This is a genomic window from Actinomyces ruminicola (assembly GCF_900103885.1).
Classification (GTDB): Bacteria; Actinomycetota; Actinomycetes; order Actinomycetales; family Actinomycetaceae; genus Actinomyces; species Actinomyces ruminicola.
In genome coordinates this window covers 78,222-100,191 of record NZ_FNIM01000009.1, presented here as the reverse complement: position 1 = coordinate 100,191, position 21,970 = coordinate 78,222, and the positions used below count along the sequence as shown (strand labels likewise).

The 21,970-nt window shown below is 71.7% G+C and carries 20 protein-coding genes; 15 read left to right on the top strand and 5 right to left on the bottom strand.

Annotated features, from left to right (window positions below):
- Positions 1-15 precede the first annotated feature (15 nt).
- Both BLR49_RS08605 and BLR49_RS08600 read left to right on the top strand, forming a co-directional pair.
- Complete coding sequence (locus BLR49_RS08605) at positions 16-618, top strand: DUF5998 family protein (RefSeq protein ID WP_092536435.1); 603 nt, start codon at positions 16-18, stop codon at positions 616-618.
- On the top strand, positions 615-1,859 hold the full coding sequence (locus BLR49_RS08600) for an alkaline phosphatase family protein (RefSeq protein ID WP_092536432.1): 1,245 nt from the start codon (positions 615-617) through the stop codon (positions 1,857-1,859). The genes BLR49_RS08605 and BLR49_RS08600 overlap by 4 nt, the downstream gene beginning before the upstream one ends.
- 44 nt (positions 1,860-1,903) lie before the next feature.
- Here the strand turns inward: BLR49_RS08600 and sepH are convergent, their stop codons facing one another.
- On the bottom strand, positions 1,904-2,965 hold the full coding sequence (sepH, locus tag BLR49_RS08595) for a septation protein SepH (protein WP_092536430.1): 1,062 nt from the start codon (positions 2,963-2,965) through the stop codon (positions 1,904-1,906).
- Positions 2,966-3,283: 318 nt separating this feature from the next.
- Here sepH and BLR49_RS08590 point away from each other — a divergent pair, with 318 nt between their 5' ends.
- From BLR49_RS08590 to BLR49_RS08575, 4 genes are all read left to right on the top strand, one after another.
- Positions 3,284-3,589 (top strand): DUF4193 domain-containing protein, encoded by a 306-nt coding sequence (locus BLR49_RS08590; protein WP_086615752.1) that lies wholly within the window; start codon positions 3,284-3,286, stop codon positions 3,587-3,589.
- Positions 3,590-3,659: 70 nt separating this feature from the next.
- On the top strand, positions 3,660-4,361 hold the full coding sequence (locus tag BLR49_RS08585) for a DUF3710 domain-containing protein (RefSeq protein WP_092536427.1): 702 nt from the start codon (positions 3,660-3,662) through the stop codon (positions 4,359-4,361).
- The gene (locus BLR49_RS08580; protein ID WP_092536424.1) at positions 4,358-4,750 is read left to right on the top strand and encodes an OB-fold nucleic acid binding domain-containing protein; all 393 of its coding nucleotides are present in this window, start codon (positions 4,358-4,360) and stop codon (positions 4,748-4,750) included. Before BLR49_RS08585 ends, BLR49_RS08580 begins: the two co-directional genes overlap by 4 nt.
- A complete protein-coding gene (locus BLR49_RS08575; protein WP_092536421.1) occupies positions 4,747-5,433 on the top strand; it encodes a DUF3159 domain-containing protein in 687 nt (228 codons plus the stop codon). The genes BLR49_RS08580 and BLR49_RS08575 overlap by 4 nt, the downstream gene beginning before the upstream one ends.
- Here BLR49_RS08575 and BLR49_RS08570 read toward each other — a convergent pair.
- Positions 5,399-6,115: a potassium channel family protein gene (locus BLR49_RS08570; protein ID WP_092536418.1), complete on the bottom strand. Its 717-nt coding sequence runs from the start codon at positions 6,113-6,115 to the stop codon at positions 5,399-5,401. The two genes, BLR49_RS08575 and BLR49_RS08570, sit on opposite strands and share 35 nt — an antisense overlap.
- Positions 6,116-6,117: 2 nt before the next feature.
- Positions 6,118-6,783: a potassium channel family protein gene (locus tag BLR49_RS08565; RefSeq protein WP_092536415.1), complete on the bottom strand. Its 666-nt coding sequence runs from the start codon at positions 6,781-6,783 to the stop codon at positions 6,118-6,120.
- 75 nt (positions 6,784-6,858) lie between these two features.
- Between BLR49_RS08565 and BLR49_RS08560 the strand changes: the two genes are divergently transcribed.
- From BLR49_RS08560 to BLR49_RS08530, 7 genes are all read left to right on the top strand, one after another.
- Positions 6,859-8,955, top strand: a complete 2,097-nt coding sequence (locus BLR49_RS08560; RefSeq protein ID WP_092536412.1) for an APC family permease — start codon at positions 6,859-6,861, stop codon at positions 8,953-8,955.
- On the top strand, positions 8,952-10,421 hold the full coding sequence (locus BLR49_RS08555) for a class I SAM-dependent RNA methyltransferase (RefSeq protein ID WP_092536409.1): 1,470 nt from the start codon (positions 8,952-8,954) through the stop codon (positions 10,419-10,421). Before BLR49_RS08560 ends, BLR49_RS08555 begins: the two co-directional genes overlap by 4 nt.
- A gap of 191 nt (positions 10,422-10,612) precedes the next feature.
- Positions 10,613-13,291, top strand: a complete 2,679-nt coding sequence (gene acnA, locus BLR49_RS08550; protein WP_092536406.1) for an aconitate hydratase AcnA — start codon at positions 10,613-10,615, stop codon at positions 13,289-13,291.
- A 495-nt stretch (positions 13,292-13,786) separates the two neighbouring features.
- Complete coding sequence (locus BLR49_RS08545; protein ID WP_092536403.1) at positions 13,787-14,419, top strand: 2-oxoacid:acceptor oxidoreductase family protein; 633 nt, start codon at positions 13,787-13,789, stop codon at positions 14,417-14,419.
- On the top strand, positions 14,409-15,617 hold the full coding sequence (gene porA / locus BLR49_RS08540) for a pyruvate ferredoxin oxidoreductase (protein WP_092536401.1): 1,209 nt from the start codon (positions 14,409-14,411) through the stop codon (positions 15,615-15,617). The genes BLR49_RS08545 and porA overlap by 11 nt, the downstream gene beginning before the upstream one ends.
- The gene (locus BLR49_RS08535; protein ID WP_092536398.1) at positions 15,614-16,744 is read left to right on the top strand and encodes a thiamine pyrophosphate-dependent enzyme; all 1,131 of its coding nucleotides are present in this window, start codon (positions 15,614-15,616) and stop codon (positions 16,742-16,744) included. The genes porA and BLR49_RS08535 overlap by 4 nt, the downstream gene beginning before the upstream one ends.
- A 1-nt stretch (position 16,745) precedes the next feature.
- Positions 16,746-18,449 carry an NAD(P)-binding protein gene (locus tag BLR49_RS08530; RefSeq protein ID WP_092536395.1) on the top strand — a complete coding sequence of 568 codons (1,704 nt, stop codon included), beginning with the start codon at positions 16,746-16,748 and terminating at the stop codon, positions 18,447-18,449.
- A gap of 162 nt (positions 18,450-18,611) precedes the next feature.
- Here BLR49_RS08530 and BLR49_RS08525 read toward each other — a convergent pair whose 3' ends face one another.
- Positions 18,612-19,202: a YbaK/EbsC family protein gene (locus BLR49_RS08525; protein WP_092536392.1), complete on the bottom strand. Its 591-nt coding sequence runs from the start codon at positions 19,200-19,202 to the stop codon at positions 18,612-18,614.
- A 167-nt stretch (positions 19,203-19,369) separates the two neighbouring features.
- Between BLR49_RS08525 and BLR49_RS08520 the strand changes: the two genes are divergently transcribed.
- Together BLR49_RS08520 and BLR49_RS08515 are read left to right on the top strand one after the other, a co-directional pair.
- Complete coding sequence (locus BLR49_RS08520) at positions 19,370-20,830, top strand: dihydrolipoyl dehydrogenase family protein (RefSeq protein ID WP_092536389.1); 1,461 nt, start codon at positions 19,370-19,372, stop codon at positions 20,828-20,830.
- A gap of 67 nt (positions 20,831-20,897) precedes the next feature.
- On the top strand, positions 20,898-21,356 hold the full coding sequence (locus BLR49_RS08515) for a tRNA (cytidine(34)-2'-O)-methyltransferase (RefSeq protein ID WP_092536386.1): 459 nt from the start codon (positions 20,898-20,900) through the stop codon (positions 21,354-21,356).
- Between the two features lie 40 nt (positions 21,357-21,396).
- Here BLR49_RS08515 and BLR49_RS08510 read toward each other — a convergent pair whose 3' ends face one another.
- A complete protein-coding gene (locus tag BLR49_RS08510) occupies positions 21,397-21,969 on the bottom strand; it encodes a YbhB/YbcL family Raf kinase inhibitor-like protein (protein ID WP_092536383.1) in 573 nt (190 codons plus the stop codon).
- Between the last annotated feature and the right edge of the window lies 1 nt (position 21,970).

The window sequence follows — 21,970 nt, the reverse complement described above, 5'->3', positions numbered from 1 at the left end:
GGCATGATCTGCCCCATGACGTGGACTGCGCAGGCTCGCCCCGGGGACGAGGTCCCCACCCCTACGTCGCTGGTCGACGAGGTCACTCGGGCCGGCTACTACCCCGAACTCGTGCTCGGCACCCTCGACGTCGCCACCGCGGGGGAGGAGGTGCTCGTAGACCTGGTCCAGGCCGAGACCGTGTTCGACGACGCCGTCCGGCGGCACCTGACGGTGCTCGCCCTGACCCCTACCCGCCTGATCATTGTGCACGTCGACGACGCACCCCGCGAGGACGGCCTGCCCGGGGCGCTGGCCACCAGCGAGGCCGTGCCCGTCTCCCGGATCAAGTCCGTGGGTCTCACGCGCGGCGTGTCCGAGCCGGCCGCCGACGGGGGCCGACTGACGGAGATGACCATCGCCCTGTCCTGGGGCTCCGTGCGCCGCATCGACCTCGAACCGGCCGCATGCTCCGACCCCGACTGCCAGGCCGACCACGGATTGACCGGCGTCTCCGTCCCCGACGACATCGTGGTGCGCGTGGCCGCCGGGGTCGAGGGCGATGAGGCGCTCGCCCGCGCCGAGCACTTCGCCCGCGTCCTGTCGGCCGCCACCGCCCGGGCCGCGGCGGACGCATGAGCGCCCCGCACCTGCGGCAGGTCCTGGCGGCCGCCGCCGTCGGCGCCGGGCTCACGCTGCGGGACGGGCCCGCCGGGGCCATCACCGCCGCCGAGGCCCGTGCCACCGCAGCCGAATGGGGCCTGCGCGGTGCCGACGACGCCGCAGACCCGGACGGGGTCGTCGTCGTCCTCGTGGACGGGCTCGGGCTGTGCCAGCTCCAGGAACGCCGCGGACACGCCCCCACCCTGCGCGCCTGGCTGGCCGACGCCGCCTCCGCCCCGGGCGGGGGCAGCGCCCACACCTGCGTGCCCTCCACGACCGCCGCGGCCCTGACCACACTCGGCACCGGCGCGCTGCCCGGGGCCACCGGCATGGTCGGCTACTGCGTGCTCAACCCGCGCCTGGGCCGCGATCTGCCCGCCGACACGACCCCGGACGCCACCCAGAACCTGTGCCTGATCACCTGGGAGGGCCGCGCCCCCGACCCGCGCCGCTGGCAGGACGTGCCCACCATCTTCGAGCGGATCTCCTCCCCTCCCGACGCCGCGGCGGACCAGACGCCGCCGGCCGTCACCATCGGCCCGGCGCGCTTCGCCGGCTCCGGCCTGACCGAGGCGGCCCTGCGCGGCGCCCACCACCTGGGTGCGGACCGCATGGAGGACCGGCCCGGCCTGGCCGCCGACGCCCTGAGGCGCGGCGTGCCCCTGGTGTACCTGTACGTCGGCGAGCTCGACCATGCCGGCCACCGCCACGGCTGGCGCTCGAAGCACTGGCTGGAGCAGCTCGAGCGCCTGGACGCGGCCATGGCCGAGCTGCTGCGCCGCGTCCCCGCCGGCACCCGCGTGCTGCTGACCGCCGACCACGGCATGGTCGACACCGACCCCGCCCACCGCATCGACCTGACCGAGTACCCCGAGCTGGCCCGTGACGTCGTCGCGGTGGCCGGAGAGCCACGCTTCAGCCAGCTGTACGTGCCGCACTCCGACCCGGAGGCAGCCGCCGCGGTCGCCGCCCGCTGGCGGGAGGTGCTGGGGGAGCGGGTCTTGTGGGTGGGTACCCGTGCGCAGGCCGCCGCCCGCATCGGTCCCATCGGGGCGCGCGCAGACAGCGTCCTGGGGGACGTGCTGGTGGCCATGGCCGACAACTGGGTGGTGGTCGACCCGCGCGTCCACTCCGCCGGCGCAATCGCCATGCCGGGCGTGCACGGCTCGCTCACCGACGCCGAAATGACGGTGCCGCTGCTGGCCGCCCGCGCCTGACCCTGAGCTCGAACCGACCCTGTACGCCGGTGGCGTGCGCGCGGCTACTCCGGCTTGGAGCCGAAGACGATCTCGTCCCAGGAGGGCACGGAGCGGCGCGCGCGCCGCTTGGGCCTGGGGGCGGGCGCCGCGGGCATCTCCGGCAGCGCCTCCTGGGTGCCGTCGGCATCGTCGGGCCCGTCATCGTGGCTGTCGTGTGCCGGGGCGGGCGACGGTGCGGTGCGCAGCCGGCTGCCGGCGGGATGGTTGCCGGTGTGGGCGCGGCGCCGCTCCGACATGGACACCACCTGCGCCTGCCCCTGCGCCGGGGTGGCCTCCTCGGGGATGGTGTCCTCCGCGTCGGGGGACACCACCTCCATGCGTCGGCCACGGCTGGAGGCCAGGTCGGCCAGCAGGGCGTCGGTGGAGTCCGCCGCCGTAGCATGCGGGGCATCCCCGCCCGCTGCGGCGTCGGGAGTGGGCGGGGGCGAGGCCGGGACCGTCGCCGAGGAGGCGCCGGGCGCCGCGGAGTCCTGGTCGAAGACGGTGGGACGGCGCCCGCTGCCCGCCTCCGTCAGCCAGCGGGCCTCGTCATCCAGGGCAGACACGGAGCGCGCTGTCAGATCCAGTTCCCAGTGCGCCTGCTTCGCCTCCGCGCCCTGCACGAAGGTCAGCACGATCTGCCACGGCTCCCGGCCCTCCCGCAGCGCGTCCCATTCCAGGCTGCTCGGCTCCACGCCCCGCGTCGCCAGCCGGTCCACGGCCAGCTCGCCCAGGACGGGGGAGTCCTTCTCCCAGCCGATCCGGCAGGCCTGTGCCTGCTGCACCGCCCACAGGCGCTCGGCAATGACCGGACCCTCGAAGCGGCGCACGTGCTCGACGTCCAGACCCGTCGCCGAGGCGACCTCCTCCGCGCTGGCGCCGGCGCGCATCAGCGCCTGCAGCTCCCGGGGGCGGACGGCCGTGCCGGGGGCGGGGGGCTCCGGAGTGGGGGAGAGGGCTGCGGGGCGTGCACGTCGCACGGCGGCGCGCAGTGCGTCGTCGACGACGATGCTGTAGCGCTCACCGCGTGCGTCGGTCATGACGATGGTGTCGCCGTTGGCACCCAACAGCTCAAGCTCGACCATGGACGTGGGCCTCCTTAACAGTCCCTCGTGCAACCCGAGGCGGGCGGGCTGGCACATGCCTCAGCGTGCCACCTATACCGCCCCGTGTCCGGGAGGCGGGGCCGCGTGGCACACACGAGCTCAGCGCTGTTCGCCCACAGCCGTCGCCTAAGGCCTGACCAGGCGGTTCCCGCCGACCCTGCGTGGTGCTATGGTGCGCGTGCCCTAGCTCGGAGGGGCGGCGCGCGTTCGTCGATCAGGACGTTCACCGTCCCCGGCAGTGCCCGCCGCTGCCGAGAGCCCCAGCGAGAGCCGTCCGCGAGAGAAAGTGACGAGGCCATGGCAACCGACTACGACGCCCCGCGCAAGAACGACGACGAGCCCGAAGCCGACTCGATCGAGGAGCTCACCGCTCGTCAGAAGGATCAGTCCTCGGAGGCGATTGAGGAGGATGAGAACGAAGTCGCCGAGGGCTTCGAACTCCCCGGAGCCGACCTGTCCCGGGAGGAGCTGAGCGTGCACGTCGTCCCTCAGCTCGAGGACGAGTTCACCTGCTCGGAGTGCTTCCTGGTTCACCACCGCAGCTCCCTCGCCTACGTTGACGACAATACCGGCCTGCCGGTGTGCACGGACTGCGCCGGCTGACAACCGACTGACCACCGCCCGCCTCACACGGGCGGACAATCGACCGGACACCAACTGAGAGGAGAACCTCATGGGCCTGTTCTCCCGCCGTCACCGTGACGACGCCGAGGCCGCCGACACGGATCAGGAGGAGCTCGCTCCGGAACAGCCGGAGGAGCCCGGCAGCGGCCCCTGGGACGCAGACGACGTTCCCGCCGGAACCGCGCCCGCCGGCCGCATCGACCTGGGCGCCCTGCGCGTGCCCGCCGTCGACGGCATGCAGATCCGCATGGAGCGTGCCGGCCGGGGCGCCCAGGCCTCCGCCGTCGTCCTCATCCTGGGCGGCTCCACCCTGGAGCTGCGTGCCTTCGCCGCCCCCCGCACCGCCGGGATCTGGGACGACCTGCGCGCCGACATCGCCGCCGAGCTGACCCGCGCCAAGGCCACCTATGAGCTGGTCGACGGCGACTACGGCACCGAGATCCTGGCCCAGGTGCCGGTGCGCACCCCCGAGGGACGCGCGGGTACCGTGGCCGCCCGCTTCATCGGCGTCGACGGCCCGCGTTGGTTCCTGCGCGGCGTCCTCCAGGGACGCGCCGCCACCGACGCCGACGCCGCCCGCCAACTGCGCGAGGTCTTCGCCAACACCGTGGTTGTGCGCGACGGCGTTGCCCGCCCCCCGCGGGAGATCCTGCCGCTGCACGAGCCGGGCGCGACCGTCGCCCCCGAGGTGGAGGAGCTGCCGGGCCTGGATCCGCTGCGGCCCGGACCGACCATCGCCGAGGTGCGATGAACCGGCGCGGCGGGGACAGACTCAAGGAACGTCTGGGCGCCCGCCTGCGTTCCCTGCGCGCCGCACGTGAGGGCGCGGGCGGCGACGACGTGGAGGTCTCCGCCCCCCGGTGCGGCAGCACCCCGATCAAGGACCTGGTGCCCCGAGAACGCGCCCGCGTGTCCGGGGTGCTGCGCGCGGTCACCTACCGGCCGGCGTCCGCCAAGCCGACGCTGGTCGGCCAGCTCTACGACGGCACCGGCGCGGTGGACCTGATCTGGATCGGTCGGCGCACCATAGCCGGCATCAAGCCGGGTACGCAGCTGTGCGCCGAGGGCATGGTGGTGGCCGGCCGCACCCGCCCCAGCATCTACAACCCCTTGTACGAACTCCTCGGGGAGGAGACATGAACGAGCAGACCGGCACGGCGGCGCCCTCCCGCGGCGGGCTGGGTGCCCTCGACGCCGACCGCTTCGATGCCGCCGCGGCCGTCGGCGGCTGGCGGGGCATCCTGGAGTCCGCCGCCCCCACGCTCGTATTCGTCTGCGTGCTCGCCCTGCGCCCCAGCGCCCTGGTGCCGGCGCTGCTCGCCTCCCTGGCGGTCAGCGCCCTGGCTCTTTTCGCCCGGCTGCTCGGCCGCCAGCCGCTGACCCAGGTACTCGGCGGCGCCGCCCTGGCCGCTGTCAGCGCCCTGTGGGCGTGGCGCTCCGGAAACGCCACGAACTTCTACGCCACCGGCCTGGTCATCAACGCCGTGTGGCTGGCGGCCACCGGCGGCTCGCTTCTGCTGCGCCGTCCCCTGGTAGGCCTCCTGCTGGACGCCTGGCATGCCGCGTCCGGAACCGGCCGCGGCGACCGGAATGGCGCCGCAACCCGCCGCTACGCGGTCGGCACCGCCATCCTGGCCGCCATGTTCGCCCTACGGCTGGTGGTGGAACTGCCCCTGTACCTGGCCGGAGAGGCGGCAGTGGGCGCCCTCGGCGTCGCCCGGCTCCTGCTCGGGGTGCCCCTGTTCGCCCTCACCCTGTGGTTCGTGTGGCTGGTCATCAACCCGACCCTCAGGCAGGCTCCGGCGTCCCCTCCCGGGAACTAGCGGAGGCCGGCTCGGTGCCTGCGGTGAAGATCGCCGGCACCTCCGCCAGCGCCGCCTCGCCCGCCTGGGCGGTGAGGAACAGCAGCTCGTCGCCCCGCTCGAAGCGGTCGTCCCGGCCGGGCCGGATGGGCCGGAAGTCGCGCAGGATCGCGGTCAGCACCGTGTGCGGCGGCAGCTCCACCGCGCTGACCAACTCGCCGATCACGGGGGAGTCGTCCGGCAGCGTGAGCTCGTGCATCAGCGCACCGGACTGGTGGAAGGTGAACACGGGCACCAGCGAACCGACGCTGACCGCCTCCTCCACCAGCGCCGTCATGATCCGCGGAGTGGAGACGGCCACGTCCACCCCCCAGGTGTCGTCGAACAACCACTCGTTCTTCGGATTGTTCACCCGCGCCACCGTGCGCGGCACCCCGTACTCGGTCTTGGCCAGCAGGGAGACCACGAGGTTGACCTTGTCATCCCCGGTGGCCGACACGACGACGTCGCAGTCGCCGGCACCCGCGTCGGCCAGGGCCCCCATGTCGCAGGCGTCCGCCAGCTGCCAGTCCGCCTCCGGCACGGAGGCGATGCGCATGGCGTCGGGGGCGCGGTCCACCAGGGTGACGTGGTGACCGTGGCTGATGAGCTCGCGGGCGATCGACCGCCCCACCGAGCCGGCTCCGGCAATGAGGATCTTCATGGTCAAACCTCCTGTGCGGGCGGGCGGGACAGGGCGCGTCGCACGGCCGCCAGCTGCTCCGTGGCCGCGGCCAGGTGCAGCCGGTCGTGCTCCTGGATGATGGTGCCCGCCTGTGGGATCACCGCTCCCGAGCCGCGCGAGAGCCAGGCGACTCGCACCCCGAGGCGCTCCTCCAGGGCGCCGACCGTGGTGCCGACCCAGGCGGCCGACACGTCGGGCTGAACCAGCCCCACCGCGCCGGAGGGGTCCATGAACTCCCGCGCCGTCCCGCCGGGGAGCAGATGCCGCATCATGTGCTCGGCCGTTTGCCGCACCGTGGCCACGGTGGGGATGCCGAGCCGCTCGTAGACGTCGGCGCGGGTGGCGTCGTAGATGCGGGCCACCACGTGCTCCACGCCGAACAGCTCCCGCGCCACGCGCGCGGCGATGATGTTGGAGTTGTCCCCGTTTGACACGGCGGCGAAGGCATAGGCCTCGTCGATGCCCGCCTGCTCCAGCGCGTCCCGGTCGAAACCGATGCCCTTGACCTTGCGGCCGTTGAATGTGGTCGGCAGGCGCCGAAACGCGTCCGAGTTCCGGTCGATGATGGCCACCGAATGACCCATGCGGTCCAGCTGGGAGGCCATGGAGGCGCCCACCCGGCCGCAGCCCATGATGACGAAGTGCACGGGATGAACGGTACTCCGTCATCAGCCGGGCGGAAGGCTTGGCCCGAGCAGGAGGGGGACGTAGCATCGTCGTCCGTGCGTGACTTCGCCGACCGCTTCAAGCGGCTCCTCGTCGGCCGCCCGGTGCCCAGCCGGGCCCGGGGCGAGACCCTCCTCCCCAAACGGATCGCCCTGCCCGTGTTCGCCTCCGGCGCGCTCTCAAGCGTCGGTTACGCCCCGGACGAGATCCTCCTCACCCTGACGGCGGCGGGGGTGGCCGCCACCGCCGTGTCGCCCTGGATCGCGCTGGCCGTCGTCGGCGTGCTGGTCGTGGTGGTCGCCTCCTACCGGCAGACCGTCCACGCCTACCCCTCCGGCGGCGGCGACTACGAGGTGGTCTCCACCAACCTGGGCCGCCGTGCCGGTCTGCTGGTCGCCTCCGCCCTGCTTTGCGACTACGTGCTCACCGTTGCCGTGTCCATCGCCTCCGGCACCGGTTACCTGGTTGCCGTCATCCCCGCGCTGGCCGCCCACAAGGTGGAGATCGCGGTCGGCATCGTCACGGCGCTGGCGCTGCTCAACCTGCGTGGCGGCCGCGAGTCGGGGCGCCTGCTCGCCCTGCCCACCTATCTGTACATGGGGGCCGTCGGAATCATGGCCGTGGTCGGCTTCGTCCAGGAGCTGACCGGCACCCTCGGGCGGGCTCCCTCCGCCTCCTACGAGGTCGTCGCCCAGGCCGGCTGGGACCAGGGACTGACGGGCCTGGCCGGCGGCTTCCTCATCCTGCGGGCCTTCTCCTCCGGATGCGTAGCCCTGACCGGCGTTGACTCCATCTCCAACGGCGTGCCCGGCCTGCGACGGCCCAAGGCCAAGAATGCCGCCACGACCCTGCTGCTGCTCGGCGGTATCGCGGCTGCCATGCTGTTGAGCGTGGTGCACCTGGCCGGCGCCGTCGGCGTCCACCTGGTAGAGAACCCCGCCACCGAGCTGCTCGACCACGGGGTGCCGCTGGGCGAGGGATACCGTCAGGATCCGGTGATAGGGCAGATCGCCGCCACCGTGTTCGCCCGCCTCCCACTCATGTTCTACCTGGTGACCGTCTTCACCGGCCTCATCCTGGTGCTGGCCGCGAATACGGCCTTCAACGGCTTCCCCGCGCTGGTCGGCGTGCTCGGCCGGGACGAGTTCCTGCCCCGCCAGCTCTCCCAGCGCGGTGATCGTCTGGTCCACTCGGGCGGCATCATCGTGCTGTGGGCCGTCGCCGTCGCCTTCGTAGTCGGCTTCCAGGCCAGCACCAGTCGGTTGATCCAGCTGTACGTCGTGGGCGTGTTCATCTCCTTCACACTCTCCCAGATCGGCATGGTGCGCCACTGGAACCGGGAGCTGTCCACCGCCACCGACCCCGCCAGACGCCGCCGCATGCGGCGCTCGCGGATCGTCAATGGCATTGGGGTCGCCGGCACCGGGACCGTGCTGCTAATTGTGCTGCTGACCAAGCTCACCCACGGCGCCTGGATCGTCCTGACCGTCATGGCGGCGCTCTACCTGGTGATGCACGGCATCCGCAGCCACTATCTGCGCGTCGGCGAGGAGATCGCCATCAAGGATATCCACGATGCGCGGCTGCTGCCCGCTCACGTGCACGCAATCGTCCTGGCCTCCAGCCTGCACCGTCCCACCCTGCGGGCCCTGACCTACGCGCTGTCCACCCAGCCGACGTCCATCGAGGCGGTTACGGTCGATATCGGCGACGGCGGCGCCAAACGGCTCCTGGATGACTGGGAGGACGCCGAGCTGCCCGTGCCGCTGACGGTGCTCGACTCCCCGCTGCGCGACATCACCCGCCCCGTCGTCTCCTACGTGCGCAGCGTGCGGCGAGACTCCCCCCGCGACCTGGTAGTCGTCTTCCTGCCCGAGTACCTGGTGCGCCACTGGTGGGAGCAGGCCCTGCACAACCAGACCGCGCTGCGCCTGAAGACCGCACTGCTGTTCACGCCCGGCGTGGTGGTCGCCTCGGTGCCCTGGCAGCTGGGACCGCCCGGCCAGAACCACATTCACCACGGTCTGCGAGTGGCCGCCCCCAGTGGCATCGCGGACGTCGACGTCGCCACCCGGAGCGCCGAGGACCGTCGCCTCATCCCCTCACAGGCCCAGGAGTCCCCCCACCCGCCCGAGACGCAGGAGAATGCATGAGCCCGCATCGCCGCAGCGCCCCGCCCCGCCCGCCGGCCCCGGTACCGGCGACGCCCGAGTACGTGACCCTCGCCGTCGGCGCCCCCGCCCACGGCGGACACTGCATCGCCCGCCCCGTCGACGATCCCTCCGGGCGCATCGTCTTCGTCCGCCACGCCCTGCCCGGGGAGCAGGTGCGGGCGGTGATGACGGAGAAGAACGCCAAGATCTGGCGGGCCGACGCCGTCGAGATCCTGTCCGCCTCGCCGGACCGGGTGCGCCCGGTCTGGGCGGAGGCCGGGCCCGGGGGAGTGGGGGGCGGCGAGCTGTCCCACGTGGCCCTGCCCGCCCAGCGCACCTGGAAGCGGTGGGTGCTGGCGGACTGTCTGCGCCGTATTGGGGGAGCGCCCGTGGTCGAGGCCGTCTCCGCCCTGCCGGGAGCCGAGGGCGGAGCCGTTCCGGTCGAGCCCATGCCGGGGGAGGCGGCCGCCGAGGCCGACCCGGACCCCCGGGTGCGTGCCCGCGCCGGCACCGGCACCCGCACCCGTATCTCCCTGGCGGTAACCGAGTCCGGCGAGGCCGGCATGCACGGATTCCGCAGCGGCACCGTCTTGCCCGTGCACGAGTTGCCCCTGGCGGTCGGCGCCATCCAGGACCTCGGTCTGACCGAGCGCGCCCTGTGGCGCAAGCACTTCCGCCCGGGCATGCGCGTCGACGCCGTCGCTCCCTCCGCAGGCGAGCCGCTGGTCCTCCTGGAGGACGGCGGTCGGAGCAGCCGGGCTCTGACCGTGCTGACCGCGACCGGCCGGGCCACTGGCCGCCGACGCGTCGCCGAGGTCGTGGACGCCGCCGGCCTGGGCCTGGGAGAGCTGCACTACTCCGTGCATGCCACCGGCTTCTGGCAGGCCCACCGGGAGGCCCCGACGGTGCTCGTCGACCGGGTGGTGCGCGGCGCGCTCGCAGAGGAACCGACCGCCTCCGGCACCCGCCCCGGCGACGGCCCGCTGGACGCCGCCCGGATGGCCGGCGCCCGCGTCCTCGAGCTGTACTCCGGCGCGGGCCTGTTCACCTTGCCGCTGGTTGCGCTCACCGGCGCGGTGCGCTCGCTGGAGGGCAGTGGCCGGGCGGTCGCAGACGCCCGCCGCACCCTGCATGAGTACGCCGGCGCCGAGCTGACCGCCGGGCGCGTCACCCCGGCAGCGGTGGCGCAACTGGGCCGCTTCGGAACGGGCGGACCCTCCGGCGGGGACGGCGCCGACGTCGTCGTCCTCGACCCGCCCCGGCAGGGTGCCGGCCGCGGAATAATCCAGGCCGTGGCCGCATTGAACCCGCGTCGAGTCGTCATGGTCGCCTGTGATCCGGCGGCACTGGCACGCGACCTGGGCGCCTTCCTGGGCAGCGGCTATCGGCTGGCCGCCATGAGCGCCCTGGACATGTTCCCGCACACGCACCACTTCGAGACCATCGCCGTCCTTCAGCGCGACTGAGCCCGTCTGGTCCCCAAACCGGGAGCCTTGCCCGTTTTCGCAACTACCGCGTGGCGTATGCCGCGCCGGTGACGATCCGAGCCGGGCCGTGTTGACGGCGGATGAAGGCGGGTCCGCTACCGTGACCGCAGCTGAACCTAGCTGAGTGCAGCCCCGTGCGCCAGCGCGCACCAGGATGAACAGGAACGAATTTGACGAGTCTTGACACCTTCCACTCCCGCGCCACCCTCGACGTGGACGGACGCCCCTACGAGATCTACCGCCTCGACGCTGTCGAAGGCCTGGACCGGCTGCCCTACGCCCTGAAGGTCCTGGCGGAGAACCTGCTGCGCACCGAGGACGGCGCCAACGTCACCGCGGATCATGTGCGCGCCCTGGCCGCCTGGGATCCCGCCGCCGATCCGGACACCGAGATCCAGTTCACCCCGGCGCGGGTGGTCATGCAGGACTTCACCGGTGTGCCCTGCATCGTCGACCTGGCAACCATGCGCGAGGCGGTGGCCGACCTGGGCGGCGACCCCGAGGTCATCAACCCGCTGGCCCCCGCCGAGATGGTCATCGACCACTCGGTCCAGATCGACTCCTTCGGCCTGTCGAGCTCGCTGGAGCGCAACAAGGAGCGCGAGTACGAGCGCAACGCCGAGCGCTACCAGTTCCTGCGCTGGGGGCAGGGCGCGCTGGCGAACTTCCGGGTGGTGCCCCCGGGCACCGGCATCGTCCACCAGGTCAACATCGAGTACCTGGCCCGCACCGTATTCACCCGGGAGGTCGGCGGCGTCACCCAGGCCTACCCGGACACCTGCGTGGGCACGGACTCGCACACCACCATGGTCAACGGCCTGGGTGTGCTCGGCTGGGGCGTGGGCGGCATCGAGGCGGAGGCCGCCATGCTCGGCCAGCCGGTGTCCATGCTGATTCCCCGCGTGGTCGGCTTCAAGCTCTCCGGGGAGATCCCCGCCGGCGCCACCGCCACGGACGTGGTGCTCAGCATCACCCAGATGCTGCGCGCGCACGGCGTGGTCGGCAAGATCGTGGAGTTCTACGGCGAGGGCGTGGCCGCGGTGCCGCTGGCCAACCGCGCCACCATCGGCAACATGAGTCCCGAGTTCGGGTCCACCGCCGCGATCTTCCCCATTGACGACGTCACCCTGGACTACCTGCGCCTGACCGGCCGCTCGGAAGAGAACATACGGCTGGTGGAGGAGTACACCAAGGCGCAGGGGCTGTGGCACGACCCGTCCCGCCAGGCGACCTACTCCGAGTACCTCGAGCTGGACCTGTCCACCGTGGTGCCCTCCATCGCCGGCCCCAAGCGCCCCCAGGACCGTATTGAGCTCGCCGACTCGAAGGCGGCCTTCGAGCGGACGCTGCCCACCTATGCGGCCGAGCCGCACAAGCCCACGCCGGTCACCCTGGCGGACGGCACGCAGGTGACCCTCGACCACGGTCATGTGGCCATCGCTTCGATCACCTCCTGCACCAACACCTCCAACCCGTCGGTGATGGTGGCGGCCGGGCTGCTGGCACGCAACGCCGTTGCGAAGGGGCTGCGCTCCAAGCCGTGGGTGAAGACCTCCACCGCCCCCGGCTCCCAGGTGGTCACGGACTACTACGAGAAGGCCGGGCTGTGGCCCGCCCTGAACGAGCTCGGCTTCAACCTGGTCGGCTACGGCTGCGCCACCTGCATCGGCAACTCCGGGCCGCTGCCCGCCGAGGTGTCGGCCGCGGTGAACGACGCCGACCTGGCGGTCGTCTCGGTGCTGTCCGGAAACCGCAACTTCGAGGGGCGTATCAACCCCGACGTCAAGATGAACTACCTGGCCTCCCCGCCGCTGGTGATCGCCTACGCCCTGGCCGGAACCATGGACTTCGACTTCGCCACGCAGCCGCTGGGGCAGGACGCCGCCGGCCAGGACGTATTCCTGGCCGACATCTGGCCCGACCCCACCGAGGTGCAGGCCGTCATCGACGCCACCATCGACCGGGAGATGTACACCCGCGACTACGCCGACGTCTTCGCCGGCGATGCGCGCTGGCAGGGACTGGACACCCCCGAGGGGGAGACCTTCACCTGGGACGAGGACTCCACCTACGTGCGCAAGGCCCCCTTCTTCGAGGGCCTGACCATGGAGTTGACCCCCGTGGAAGATGTCACGGGTGCGCGCGTACTCGCCCTGCTGGGAGACTCGGTAACCACCGACCACATCTCCCCGGCCGGCGCCATCAAGGCCGATTCTCCGGCCGGCCGCTACCTGGCGGCCCACGGCGTGGAGCGCAAGGACTTCAACTCCTACGGCTCGCGGCGCGGCAACCACGAGGTCATGATCCGCGGCACCTTCGCCAATATCCGGCTGCGCAACCAGCTGCTCGACGGCGTGGAGGGCGGCTACACCCGCAACTTCCTCACCGGGCAGACCGAGTCGATCTTCGACGCCGCCCAGGCATACCAGGCCGCGGGCGTGCCGCTGGTGGTGCTGGGCGGCAAGGAGTACGGCTCGGGCTCCTCCCGGGACTGGGCGGCCAAGGGCACGGCCCTGCTGGGGGTCAAGGCGGTCATCGCCGAGTCCTTCGAGCGTATTCACCGCTCCAACCTGATTGGCATGGGCGTGGTGCCGCTGCAGTTCCCCGCGGGACAGTCGGCGGCCTCGCTGGGCCTGGACGGCACCGAGACCTACTCGATCACCGGCCTGACCGCCCTCAACGACGGCGTCACCCCCCGCACCGTCACCGTCACCGCCCGCCGGGCCGACGGCGGCGAGACCGCCTTCGACGCCACCGTACGCATCGACACTCCCGGCGAGGCGGACTACTTCCGCAACGGCGGCATCCTGCAGTACGTGCTGCGGGGCCTGGCCCGCGGCGAGCAGTAGCGGTAACCGGCAGGTTGTCCGCCGAGGATGCGCCGCGCCGACGACGACGTTCGTCGGGGCGGCGCATCCTCGCGGGCTCGGGCGCGCCGCGGAGGGCAGACCCGCGTGCTAGGCATTCGCTTCGCCACCGGCAATTACGGAAAGACTACGTTGTCTTTTTGGCGTGGTTACGCGGTTTTGGGCGAGTCGACCGCTATTGCGGGTCGGGTGTGCGTCAAGGGCGCGCCAGGCGCTGATCCTGTGGTCAGGAACCCGCCCGGGAGTGGCTTCGGCGGAGGGGTGGACGGCTGCTGCTCGGGCGGAGACGGAGGTGATGGCGCCGTGGGCGCCGGGCCCGCGCACTGCCGGAACGGTGACGCACACGCATCGGATTGTCAGGACTAAATGACGGGCTCCTGAGGCGCGACATGTGAAAGAGCTCATGAATAGGACTCGGTGTCATAAAGTGGGGCGTGAACTAGGACGGCGCCTACGGACGCCCTGCAAGGAGGCCCGATGTTCCAGATCCGTATCCACGGTCGAGGCGGTCAAGGGGTGGTGACCGCGGCCGACCTGCTGGCCTACGCCGCCTTCAAGGAGGACCGCTACGCCCAGGCCTTTCCATCCTTCGGCTCCGAGCGTACGGGGGCGCCGGTGGTCTCCTACTGCCGGATCGACACCAGCCCGATCCGCACCCACGAACCCGTGCTCACCCCGGACGCGGTCATCATCCAGGACCCCACGCTGCTGGGTGCCATCGACGTCTTCGCCGGTCTGCGTCCGGGCGGTTACGCGCTCATCAACTCCTCGCGGCCCTTCGCCACCTTCGACCTGGATCCGGCCACGGTAGCCGCAGTTCCCCCGGAACACCGCCTGACCGTGCCGGCCACGGAACTGGCCATGGAACACCTGGGGCGTCCCCTGCCCAATGCCGTCCTGCTGGGGGCCTTCACCGCCGTCACCGACGTGCTCGGCATTGAGGCCGTGTGCGCCGCCGTTGCCGACCGCTTCCCGGGAACGGTGGGTGAGCGCAACATCGCCGCCGCCCGGGCCGCCCACCAGATCGTCGCGGACAAGCTGGCCCGCAAGCTTGCCGAGTCCCGGACCCTGACCACCCACGACCACGAGGAGGACGCCGGTGCTGCGTGAGATCGAGGGGTCGAAGGCGGTGGCGGCCGCCGTGGCCGCCTGCCGCCCCGATGTCGTGTGCGCCTATCCCATCTCGCCGCAGACGCACATCGTGGAGGAGCTCTCCCGCCTGGTCAAGGTCGGGGAGCTGGAATGCGAGTACGTCAACGTCGAGTCCGAGTTCGCGGCCCAGTCAGTGGCCATCGGCGCCAGCGCCGTGGGCGCCCGGGCCTATACGGCCACCGCCTCCCAGGGGCTGCTGTTCATGGTGGAGGCCGTCTACAACGCGTCGGGTCTGGGCCTGCCCATTGTCATGACCGTGGCCAACCGGGCCATCGGTGCTCCCATCAACATCTGGAACGACCAGTCCGACACCATGAGCCAGCGCGAGAGCGGCTGGCTTCAACTCTTCGCCGCGGACAACCAGGAGGCCGCTGATCTGCATGTGCAGGCCTTCCGCATCGCCGAGGAACTGAGCCTGCCGGTCATGGTGTGCATGGACGGGTTCGTCCTGACCCACGCAGTGGAACGCGTGGACGTTCCCGAGCAGGAGCAGGTGGATGCCTTCCTGCCCCCCTTCCAGCCGGTGCAATCACTCGACCCGGATGATCCCGTCACCATCGGCGCGATGGTGGGACCCGAGGCCTTCACCGAGGTCCGCTACCTGGCGCATCGCAAGCAGCAGGCGGCCATCGAGGTGGTCGAGCGCGTGGGGCGGGAGTTCGCCGAGGCCTTCGGCAGGGACTCCGGGGGGCTGCTCCACACCTATCGCACGGAGGGAGCCGACACGGTGGTGGTGGCCCTGGGGTCGGTGACCGGTACCCTCAAGGACGTCATCGACTCCCTGCGCGAGGGCGGCGTGGCGGTCGGCCTGGTGGCCCTGACCTCCTTCCGTCCCTTCCCGGACGCCGCGATGGCGCGCGCGCTGGCCGGAGCCACCCGGGTGGTGAGCCTGGAGCGCGCCTTCTCCCTGGGGCGCGGCGGCATCGTCGAGGAGGACCTGCGGCGCGTGCTGTGGGACCGCGCCGGCGAGGTCGCCCTGACCACGGTGGCCGCGGGGCTGGGCGGACGGGAAATCACCTCGGCCTCCCTGGCCGAGGCCCTGCGCCGCGCCGACCGGGGCGAACTCGCCACCCTGGAGTTCCTGGATCTGGACGAGGCCGCCGTCGCCGCGCACCTGGCGGCAGTCGGCTCTCACACGGAAGGAGCAGCATCATGACGACGACGTCCACCCCCGCTCCCGCCCCACCGCTGCAGCCGGGGGGCCGGGTACGTTTCTACCAGGTCGGTTCCTTCGCCGTGGGCAACCGGCTCCTGCCGGAGGTCCGCTCCCTCCAGTCCAGTCGGGAGCGCCACAACACCCTTACCTCCGGGCACCGCGCCTGCCAGGGGTGCGGTGAGGCGCTGGGAGCCCGCTACGTGCTCGACGCCGCCTCGGCGGCGGCCGCGGGCGCTGGAGGCAGCCTGGTCACCGTCAACGCCACCGGCTGCCTGGAGGTCTTCTCCTCCCCGTACCCCGAGTCCGCCTGGCGCCTGCCCTGGCTCCACTCCCTGTTCGGCAATGCCCCGGCCGTGGCCACCGGGGTGGCCGCGGGACTGAAGGCCAAGGGGCGTGAGGACATCCGCGTGGTCGCGCAGGGAGGCGACGGCGGCACCGTGGACATCGGCTTCGGCTGCCTGTCCGGAATGTTCGAGCGCGGCGATGACATCCTGTACGTCTGCTACGACAATCAGGCCTACATGAACACCGGGGTCCAGCGCTCGGGCGCGACTCCACCGGCGGCCCGCACCGCCACCACCCAGGCGGTGGGGGACACCCCGGGCAATGTGTTCGGCCAGGGCAAGGACGTGCCCCGCATCGCCATGGCCCACGAGATCCCCTACGTGGCCACGGCCACCGTCGCGGACCTGCACGATCTGGAACGCAAGGTCGCCTACGCCATGGGCCTGCACGGCCCTCGCTATATCCACGTGTTCGTCCCCTGCCCCCTGGGCTGGGGATCGAAGTCCTCCTACACCGTGCGCATCGCCCGCCTGGCCGTGGAGTCCGGGCTCTTCCCCGTCTTCGAGGCGGAGCACGGCGAGGTCACCGGGGTCAGTCCGATTCGCCGTCAGGTGCCGGTGGAGGACTATCTCGTGCTCCAGCGCCGCTACGCACACCTGTTCCGCCCCACTCGGGACGAGGAGACGATCGGCCGCATCCAGGCTCTCGCCGACCGCAACATCCGCCGCTACGGCCTGCTGGACCGGACCGATGCAACCCCCGTGCTGAACGACGCGGCCACCGGTGCCGCCTCCGCCCTGGGAGCGCGCGCCGACCTCAACAATGCCCCCAAGGAGGACTGAAATGACCACCACCTCCACTCCTGAACCCGCGGGTACCGACGCCGGGACCGGCAGGGTCCTCCCCTTCGCCATCACCCTGGCCACGGCCTCCTCCCTGGAGAACAAGACCGGCGCCTGGCGCGTGGAACGCCCCGTCTACCGCGACTTCCTCCCGCCCTGCAACGACGCCTGCCCCGCCGGGGAGAACATCCAGAAGTGGCTCTACGACGCCGAGGACGGCTCCTACGAGCAGGCCTGGCGCACCCTGATGCGGGACAACCCGCTGCCCGCCGTCATGGGACGCGTGTGCTACCACCCCTGCCAGACCGCATGCAACCGCGGCCGGGTGGACGAGGCCGTGGGCATCAACGCCGTCGAGCGCTTCCTGGGCGACGAGGCGCTGCGGCAGGGGTGGGCGCCCGAGCCGTGCGCGCCGGACACCGGCAAGCACGTGCTCATAGTCGGGGCCGGGCCCGCCGGCCTGAGCGCCGCCTACCAGCTGCGCCGCCGCGGCCACGCCGTCACCGTCCGCGACGCCGCCCCCAAGGCGGGTGGGATGATGCGCTACGGCATCCCCGCCTACCGTCTGCCCCGTGATGTGCTCGACGCCGAGATCGCCCGCATCGAGGCCATGGGGGTCCGTTTCGTCCTGGACAGCAAGGTGGACCACATCGCGCCGGAGCTGGCCTCCGGCGAGTTCGATGCTGTCTTCCTGGCCGTTGGCGCCCAGATCGGGAGACGCGCCTACATTCCGGCCGGCGAGACCGCCCGCATCCTTGACGCCGTCACCATGCTCAAGGATGTGGCAGGCGGAGGTGAGAGCGGTGAGGGCGCCGTGGACGACCAGCTCATGCTGGGACGACGTGTAGTGGTCTATGGCGGTGGCAACACTGCCCTCGATGCCGCCCGCACCGCCAAGCGCCTGGGTGCCGAGGAGGCGATCATCGTCTACCGGCGTACTCGCGAGCGCATGCCCGCCCACGACTCCGAAGTGGTCGAGGCCCTGGAGGAGGGCATCCAGATGCGGTGGCTGTCCACCGTCCAGCACGCCGACGCCGGCAAGCTGCGCATCGAGCGGATGGAGCTGGACGAGACCGGCTTCCCGCAGCCGACCGGCGAGTTCGAGGATCTGGCCGCCGACTCCCTGATACTGGCCCTGGGGCAGGAGTCGGATCTGGGCCTGGTGGACGGGGTGGAAGGAATAACGATCGAGGACGGCGTGGTGCAGGTCGACGATCAGCTAATGACCGGCTACCCGGGACTGTTCGCCGGCGGGGACATGGTTCCATCACAGCGCACCGTCACGGTGGGCATCGGCCACGGCAAGAAGGCCGCCCGCGCCATCGATGCCTATCTGCGCGGCGAGGTCTACCAGCCCCCGGAGCGCCACCGGCTGGCCCAGATCGGCGCCATCAACTCCTGGTACTACTCCGACGCGCCCCAGCAGGTGCGTGAGCGGCTGGAGGGGGCCCGCCGCTCCCAGACCTTCGCCGAGGTGGTCCGGGGGCTCAGCGCGGATGACGCCCTGTTCGAGGCCCGGCGGTGCATGAGCTGTGGCAACTGCTTCGAGTGCGACAACTGCTTCGGGGTGTGCCCGGACAACGCCGTCATCAAGCTGGAGCCGGGCAAGCGCTACGCCTTCAACTACGACTACTGCAAGGGCTGCGGCATCTGCGCGGAGGAGTGCCCCTGCGGCGCCATCGAGATGGTGCCGGAGATGAGCTGACGGTAGCGGGACGCCGCCGTACGCGGTTGCGAGCGCGGCCCGCACCCGGATTTACGGCCGGCAATGGCATCGGTAACTGCCTGCCAGCGTGACCAGGCAGCTGAGACACCCCGCCCCCACGCCTTCAAACACGAGAGAGCCGTCATGTCGGGTGCTGCTGCTCTAGGCAGGGGTGATGCCCAGGCCCTCGATCACCTCGGCGCCGGGCAGGGCCGCGAGCAGCGCTCCGGGCACCAGCAGTTTGGAGTGGCGCACGCCGGAGCCGATGAGCATCGTGTCGCGCGCGGCCACCTGCGCGTCGATCAGCAGCCGCCAGTCGGTGGGCAGGCCCACCGGGGTGATGGCACCGTAGGCCATGCCGCTCATCTCGACTGCCTGCTCCATGGGCAGGAAGGACGCCTTGCGCACGTCGAGGAGCTGCTTGACACGGTGGTTGACGTCAGCGAAGTCGGTTGCCCGCACCACACAGGCCGCCAGGCGCCGCTCACCGGAGCGCTTGCCGGCCACCAGCACGCAGTTACCGGTGGCCTCGGGGTTCAACGAGTACTCCGTGTTCAGCGCATCCGTGTCGGATAGGGCGGGATCAATCTCCACCACTTTCGCCGCGCCCGCCAGGTCCTGATCGGCGTCGGTGGCGGCGGGAGCCTGCAGTGCTGCGGCCACGGGCGGGGCGAGCAGATCGGTCCGCTCGAGAGCGGATTGCCATCCGAGCGTCTCGGCGAAGACATCGGCCGGTTCACGCAGCTGACTCATAGAGAAGTCCTTTCGGTGGCGAAGCATCGGAGAGCAGCTTGGGCAGGATCCCGACGGGAGTCTACGGCGCCGTCGGGGCCGGGGCGGGAATGAACCCCGCCTTACCAGGCGTTGCCTGTGGGACACGGCGGCCTAAGTCAGGCCACGGAAAAGAACGAGGAGAGGCAATGGGCGTCACCGACACCACGGTCACCGCATCCGGGCAGGTTCAGGAGGTTGACCTGCTCGTCGTCGGCGGAGGCAAGGCGGGCAAGTCGCTGGCCATGGCGCGTGCCCGCAAGGGAGACGACGTCGTCATGGTCGAGCGCGACAAGGTTGGCGGCACGTGCATCAATGTTGCCTGCATCCCCACCAAGACCCTCATCACCTCCGCCCGCGTCCTGCATCAGGTGCAGGGGGCCGGCGCCTACGGCGTCGCCCTGCCCGAGCTCGGTGCCGACGACTCCAGCTCCCGCGACGACACCGCGCTGCTGACCCGCGCCCACATCGACCTGAAGGCGCTGCGGGCACGCAAGGAGGCCGTTGTGGGCGGCATGGTTGCCGCTCACGAGACCATGTTCGCCGATTCCGGCTTGGACTTCGTGCGCGGCTCCGCCCGCTTCATCGCCCCGCGCACCGTCGAGATCGCCACCGCCGACGGCGCCGTGCGCCGGGTGCGGGGGCGGCGCGTCCTCATCAACACCGGCACCACCCCGGCCCTCCCCGCCATTCCGGGACTGGCCGACGCCCCCTACTGGACCAGCGAGGACCTGCTGGGCCTGCCCGAGCTGCCCGGGCACCTCATCATCCTCGGCGGTGGGGTCATCGGCGTCGAGATGGCCTCCCTGATGGGAATGCTGGGCGTGCCCGTGACCCTGCTCCACTCCGGCGAGCACGTGCTGAACCGGGAGGATGCAGATGTTGCCGCGGAGGTCGCCGCCGGGCTCGAGGCCCTCGGTGTGGAGATCCTCACCGGCGCCCGCGTGAATGCCGTGCGCTGCCCCGCCCGCTCCGGCCCGGTGGTGGTGCGCACGGAGGACGGCCGCGAGGCCACCGGCTCCCACCTGCTGGTGGCTCTGGGCCGCACCCCGGTCACTGCCGGTCTGGGCCTGGAGGCGGCCGGGGTCGAACTGACCGAGCGGGGCTTCGTGCGCGTGGACGACCACCTGCGCACCACGGCCGAGGGCGTGTACGCCGCAGGCGACGTGGCCGGCAGCCCCATGTTCACCCACGCCTCCTGGAACGACTTCCGTGTGCTGCGGGACCTGCTGGACGGCCGTGAGGCCTCCACGGCCGGGCGCGTCATACCCTGGACCGTGTTCACCACCCCAGAGCTCGGGCACGTCGGCCTGACCGAGGCCCAGGCGCGGGAGACGGGGCACAACGTGCGCGTCGCCAAGACCCCCACCGCCGCGGTGCCCCGCGCCAGGACCCTGGGCGCGACCGGCGGCTTCTACAAGCTGATCATCGACGCCGACACCGACCTGATCCTCGGCGCCGCGATCATCGGTGAGAGCGCCGGGGAGGTCATCACCGCCGTCCAGGTGGCGATGCTCGCGGGCATGCCCTGGCAGCAACTGCGCGACGCCCCCATCTCCCACCCGACCATGGGGGAGGGCCTCAACCTCGTCCTGGACTCGCTGGGCTGACCCCGCCCGGAGACGGTGCGCCCCACCAGCGCCAAGCAGCCGGTGGGGCCGTGGCAGGATGTCCCGCGTGCTGCACGTCATCTTCTTCGAGCCCCGCATCCCCGGGAACTCGGGCGCGGCCATCCGGCTGAGCGCCAATACCGGGGCGACGCTCCACCTGGTCGACCCCCTGTTCGACATGGATGACGCCAAGCTGCGCCGCGCAGGTCTGGACTATCACGACCTGGCCCGCACGCGCGTGCACGCCACCTGGGAGGCGTGCCTGGAGCAGGTGCCCGGACGCATCTTCGCCTTCACCGCCCGCACCTCCACCCTCTACACCGACATCGCCTGGCGTGACGATGACGCCCTGCTCTTCGGCCCTGAACCCACCGGCCTGCCCGAGCGGATCATGAATCATCCGCGCGTCACCGGGCGGGCGCGCATCCCCATGCTCGCCGGCAGCCGCTCGCTGAACCTCGCCAACTCCGCCGCCGTCGGCCTGTACGAGGCCTGGCGGACCCTCGGCTTCCCCGGCGCCGCCTGAGCCGCGCAGCGCGAGCGGGCGCCGGTCGGTCGCTCAGCCGCTACGCCTCCTGGAGGAAGGGCGCGGCACCGGGCTCGCCCGGCTGGGAGTAGGTGACGGTCAGCAGGGCCCGGGCGATGGCGTGGAAGGAGCACTGCGCGGCCACGGTCGTCGGAGAGGCATCGTCCTCCAGGCCCAGGGTGTCCACGTCCAGGGCGTGCACGGCGAACACGTAGCGGTGGTCGCCGTCGCCCGCCGGCGGGTAGGGGCCGGACCAGGCGTGCGTGCCCGAGTCGTTGACGGCGTGGAAGGCGGCGCCATCGAGGTGGAGATCGGACTCGCCCACGCCCTGGGCCAGGGAGGTGACCGACGCGTCCAGATCCTGCACCGTCCAGTGCCACCAGCCGGCCGGGGAGGGGGCGTCGGGGTCGAAGCAGGAGACCACGAAGGAGCGGGTGGCGGCCGGGAAGCCCGACCAGTGCAGCTCGGGGGAGATGTTCTCATGCACCGCGGTGAAGCGGTCGGGCATGCGCCCGCCGTCGACGAGGTCGTCGGAGGCCAGGGTGAAGGCGGGCAGCGGAGGAAGCGAGTCGTAAGGGAAGGGCGGGCGGGGGCGCGTTAGATCTGCGGTCATG

Coding starts and splice junctions, on each gene's coding strand:
- BLR49_RS08605 (WP_092536435.1), top strand. CDS start 16: ATGACGTGGACTGCGCAGGCTCGCCCCGGGGACGAGGTCCCCACCCCT.
- BLR49_RS08600 (WP_092536432.1), top strand. CDS start 615: ATGAGCGCCCCGCACCTGCGGCAGGTCCTGGCGGCCGCCGCCGTCGGC.
- sepH (WP_092536430.1), bottom strand. CDS start 2,965: ATGGTCGAGCTTGAGCTGTTGGGTGCCAACGGCGACACCATCGTCATG.
- BLR49_RS08590 (WP_086615752.1), top strand. CDS start 3,284: ATGGCAACCGACTACGACGCCCCGCGCAAGAACGACGACGAGCCCGAA.
- BLR49_RS08585 (WP_092536427.1), top strand. CDS start 3,660: ATGGGCCTGTTCTCCCGCCGTCACCGTGACGACGCCGAGGCCGCCGAC.
- BLR49_RS08580 (WP_092536424.1), top strand. CDS start 4,358: ATGAACCGGCGCGGCGGGGACAGACTCAAGGAACGTCTGGGCGCCCGC.
- BLR49_RS08575 (WP_092536421.1), top strand. CDS start 4,747: ATGAACGAGCAGACCGGCACGGCGGCGCCCTCCCGCGGCGGGCTGGGT.
- BLR49_RS08570 (WP_092536418.1), bottom strand. CDS start 6,115: ATGAAGATCCTCATTGCCGGAGCCGGCTCGGTGGGGCGGTCGATCGCC.
- BLR49_RS08555 (WP_092536409.1), top strand. CDS start 8,952: ATGAGCCCGCATCGCCGCAGCGCCCCGCCCCGCCCGCCGGCCCCGGTA.
- BLR49_RS08545 (WP_092536403.1), top strand. CDS start 13,787: ATGTTCCAGATCCGTATCCACGGTCGAGGCGGTCAAGGGGTGGTGACC.
- BLR49_RS08535 (WP_092536398.1), top strand. CDS start 15,614: ATGACGACGACGTCCACCCCCGCTCCCGCCCCACCGCTGCAGCCGGGG.
- BLR49_RS08530 (WP_092536395.1), top strand. CDS start 16,746: ATGACCACCACCTCCACTCCTGAACCCGCGGGTACCGACGCCGGGACC.
- BLR49_RS08525 (WP_092536392.1), bottom strand. CDS start 19,202: ATGAGTCAGCTGCGTGAACCGGCCGATGTCTTCGCCGAGACGCTCGGA.
- BLR49_RS08520 (WP_092536389.1), top strand. CDS start 19,370: ATGGGCGTCACCGACACCACGGTCACCGCATCCGGGCAGGTTCAGGAG.
- BLR49_RS08510 (WP_092536383.1), bottom strand. CDS start 21,969: ATGACCGCAGATCTAACGCGCCCCCGCCCGCCCTTCCCTTACGACTCG.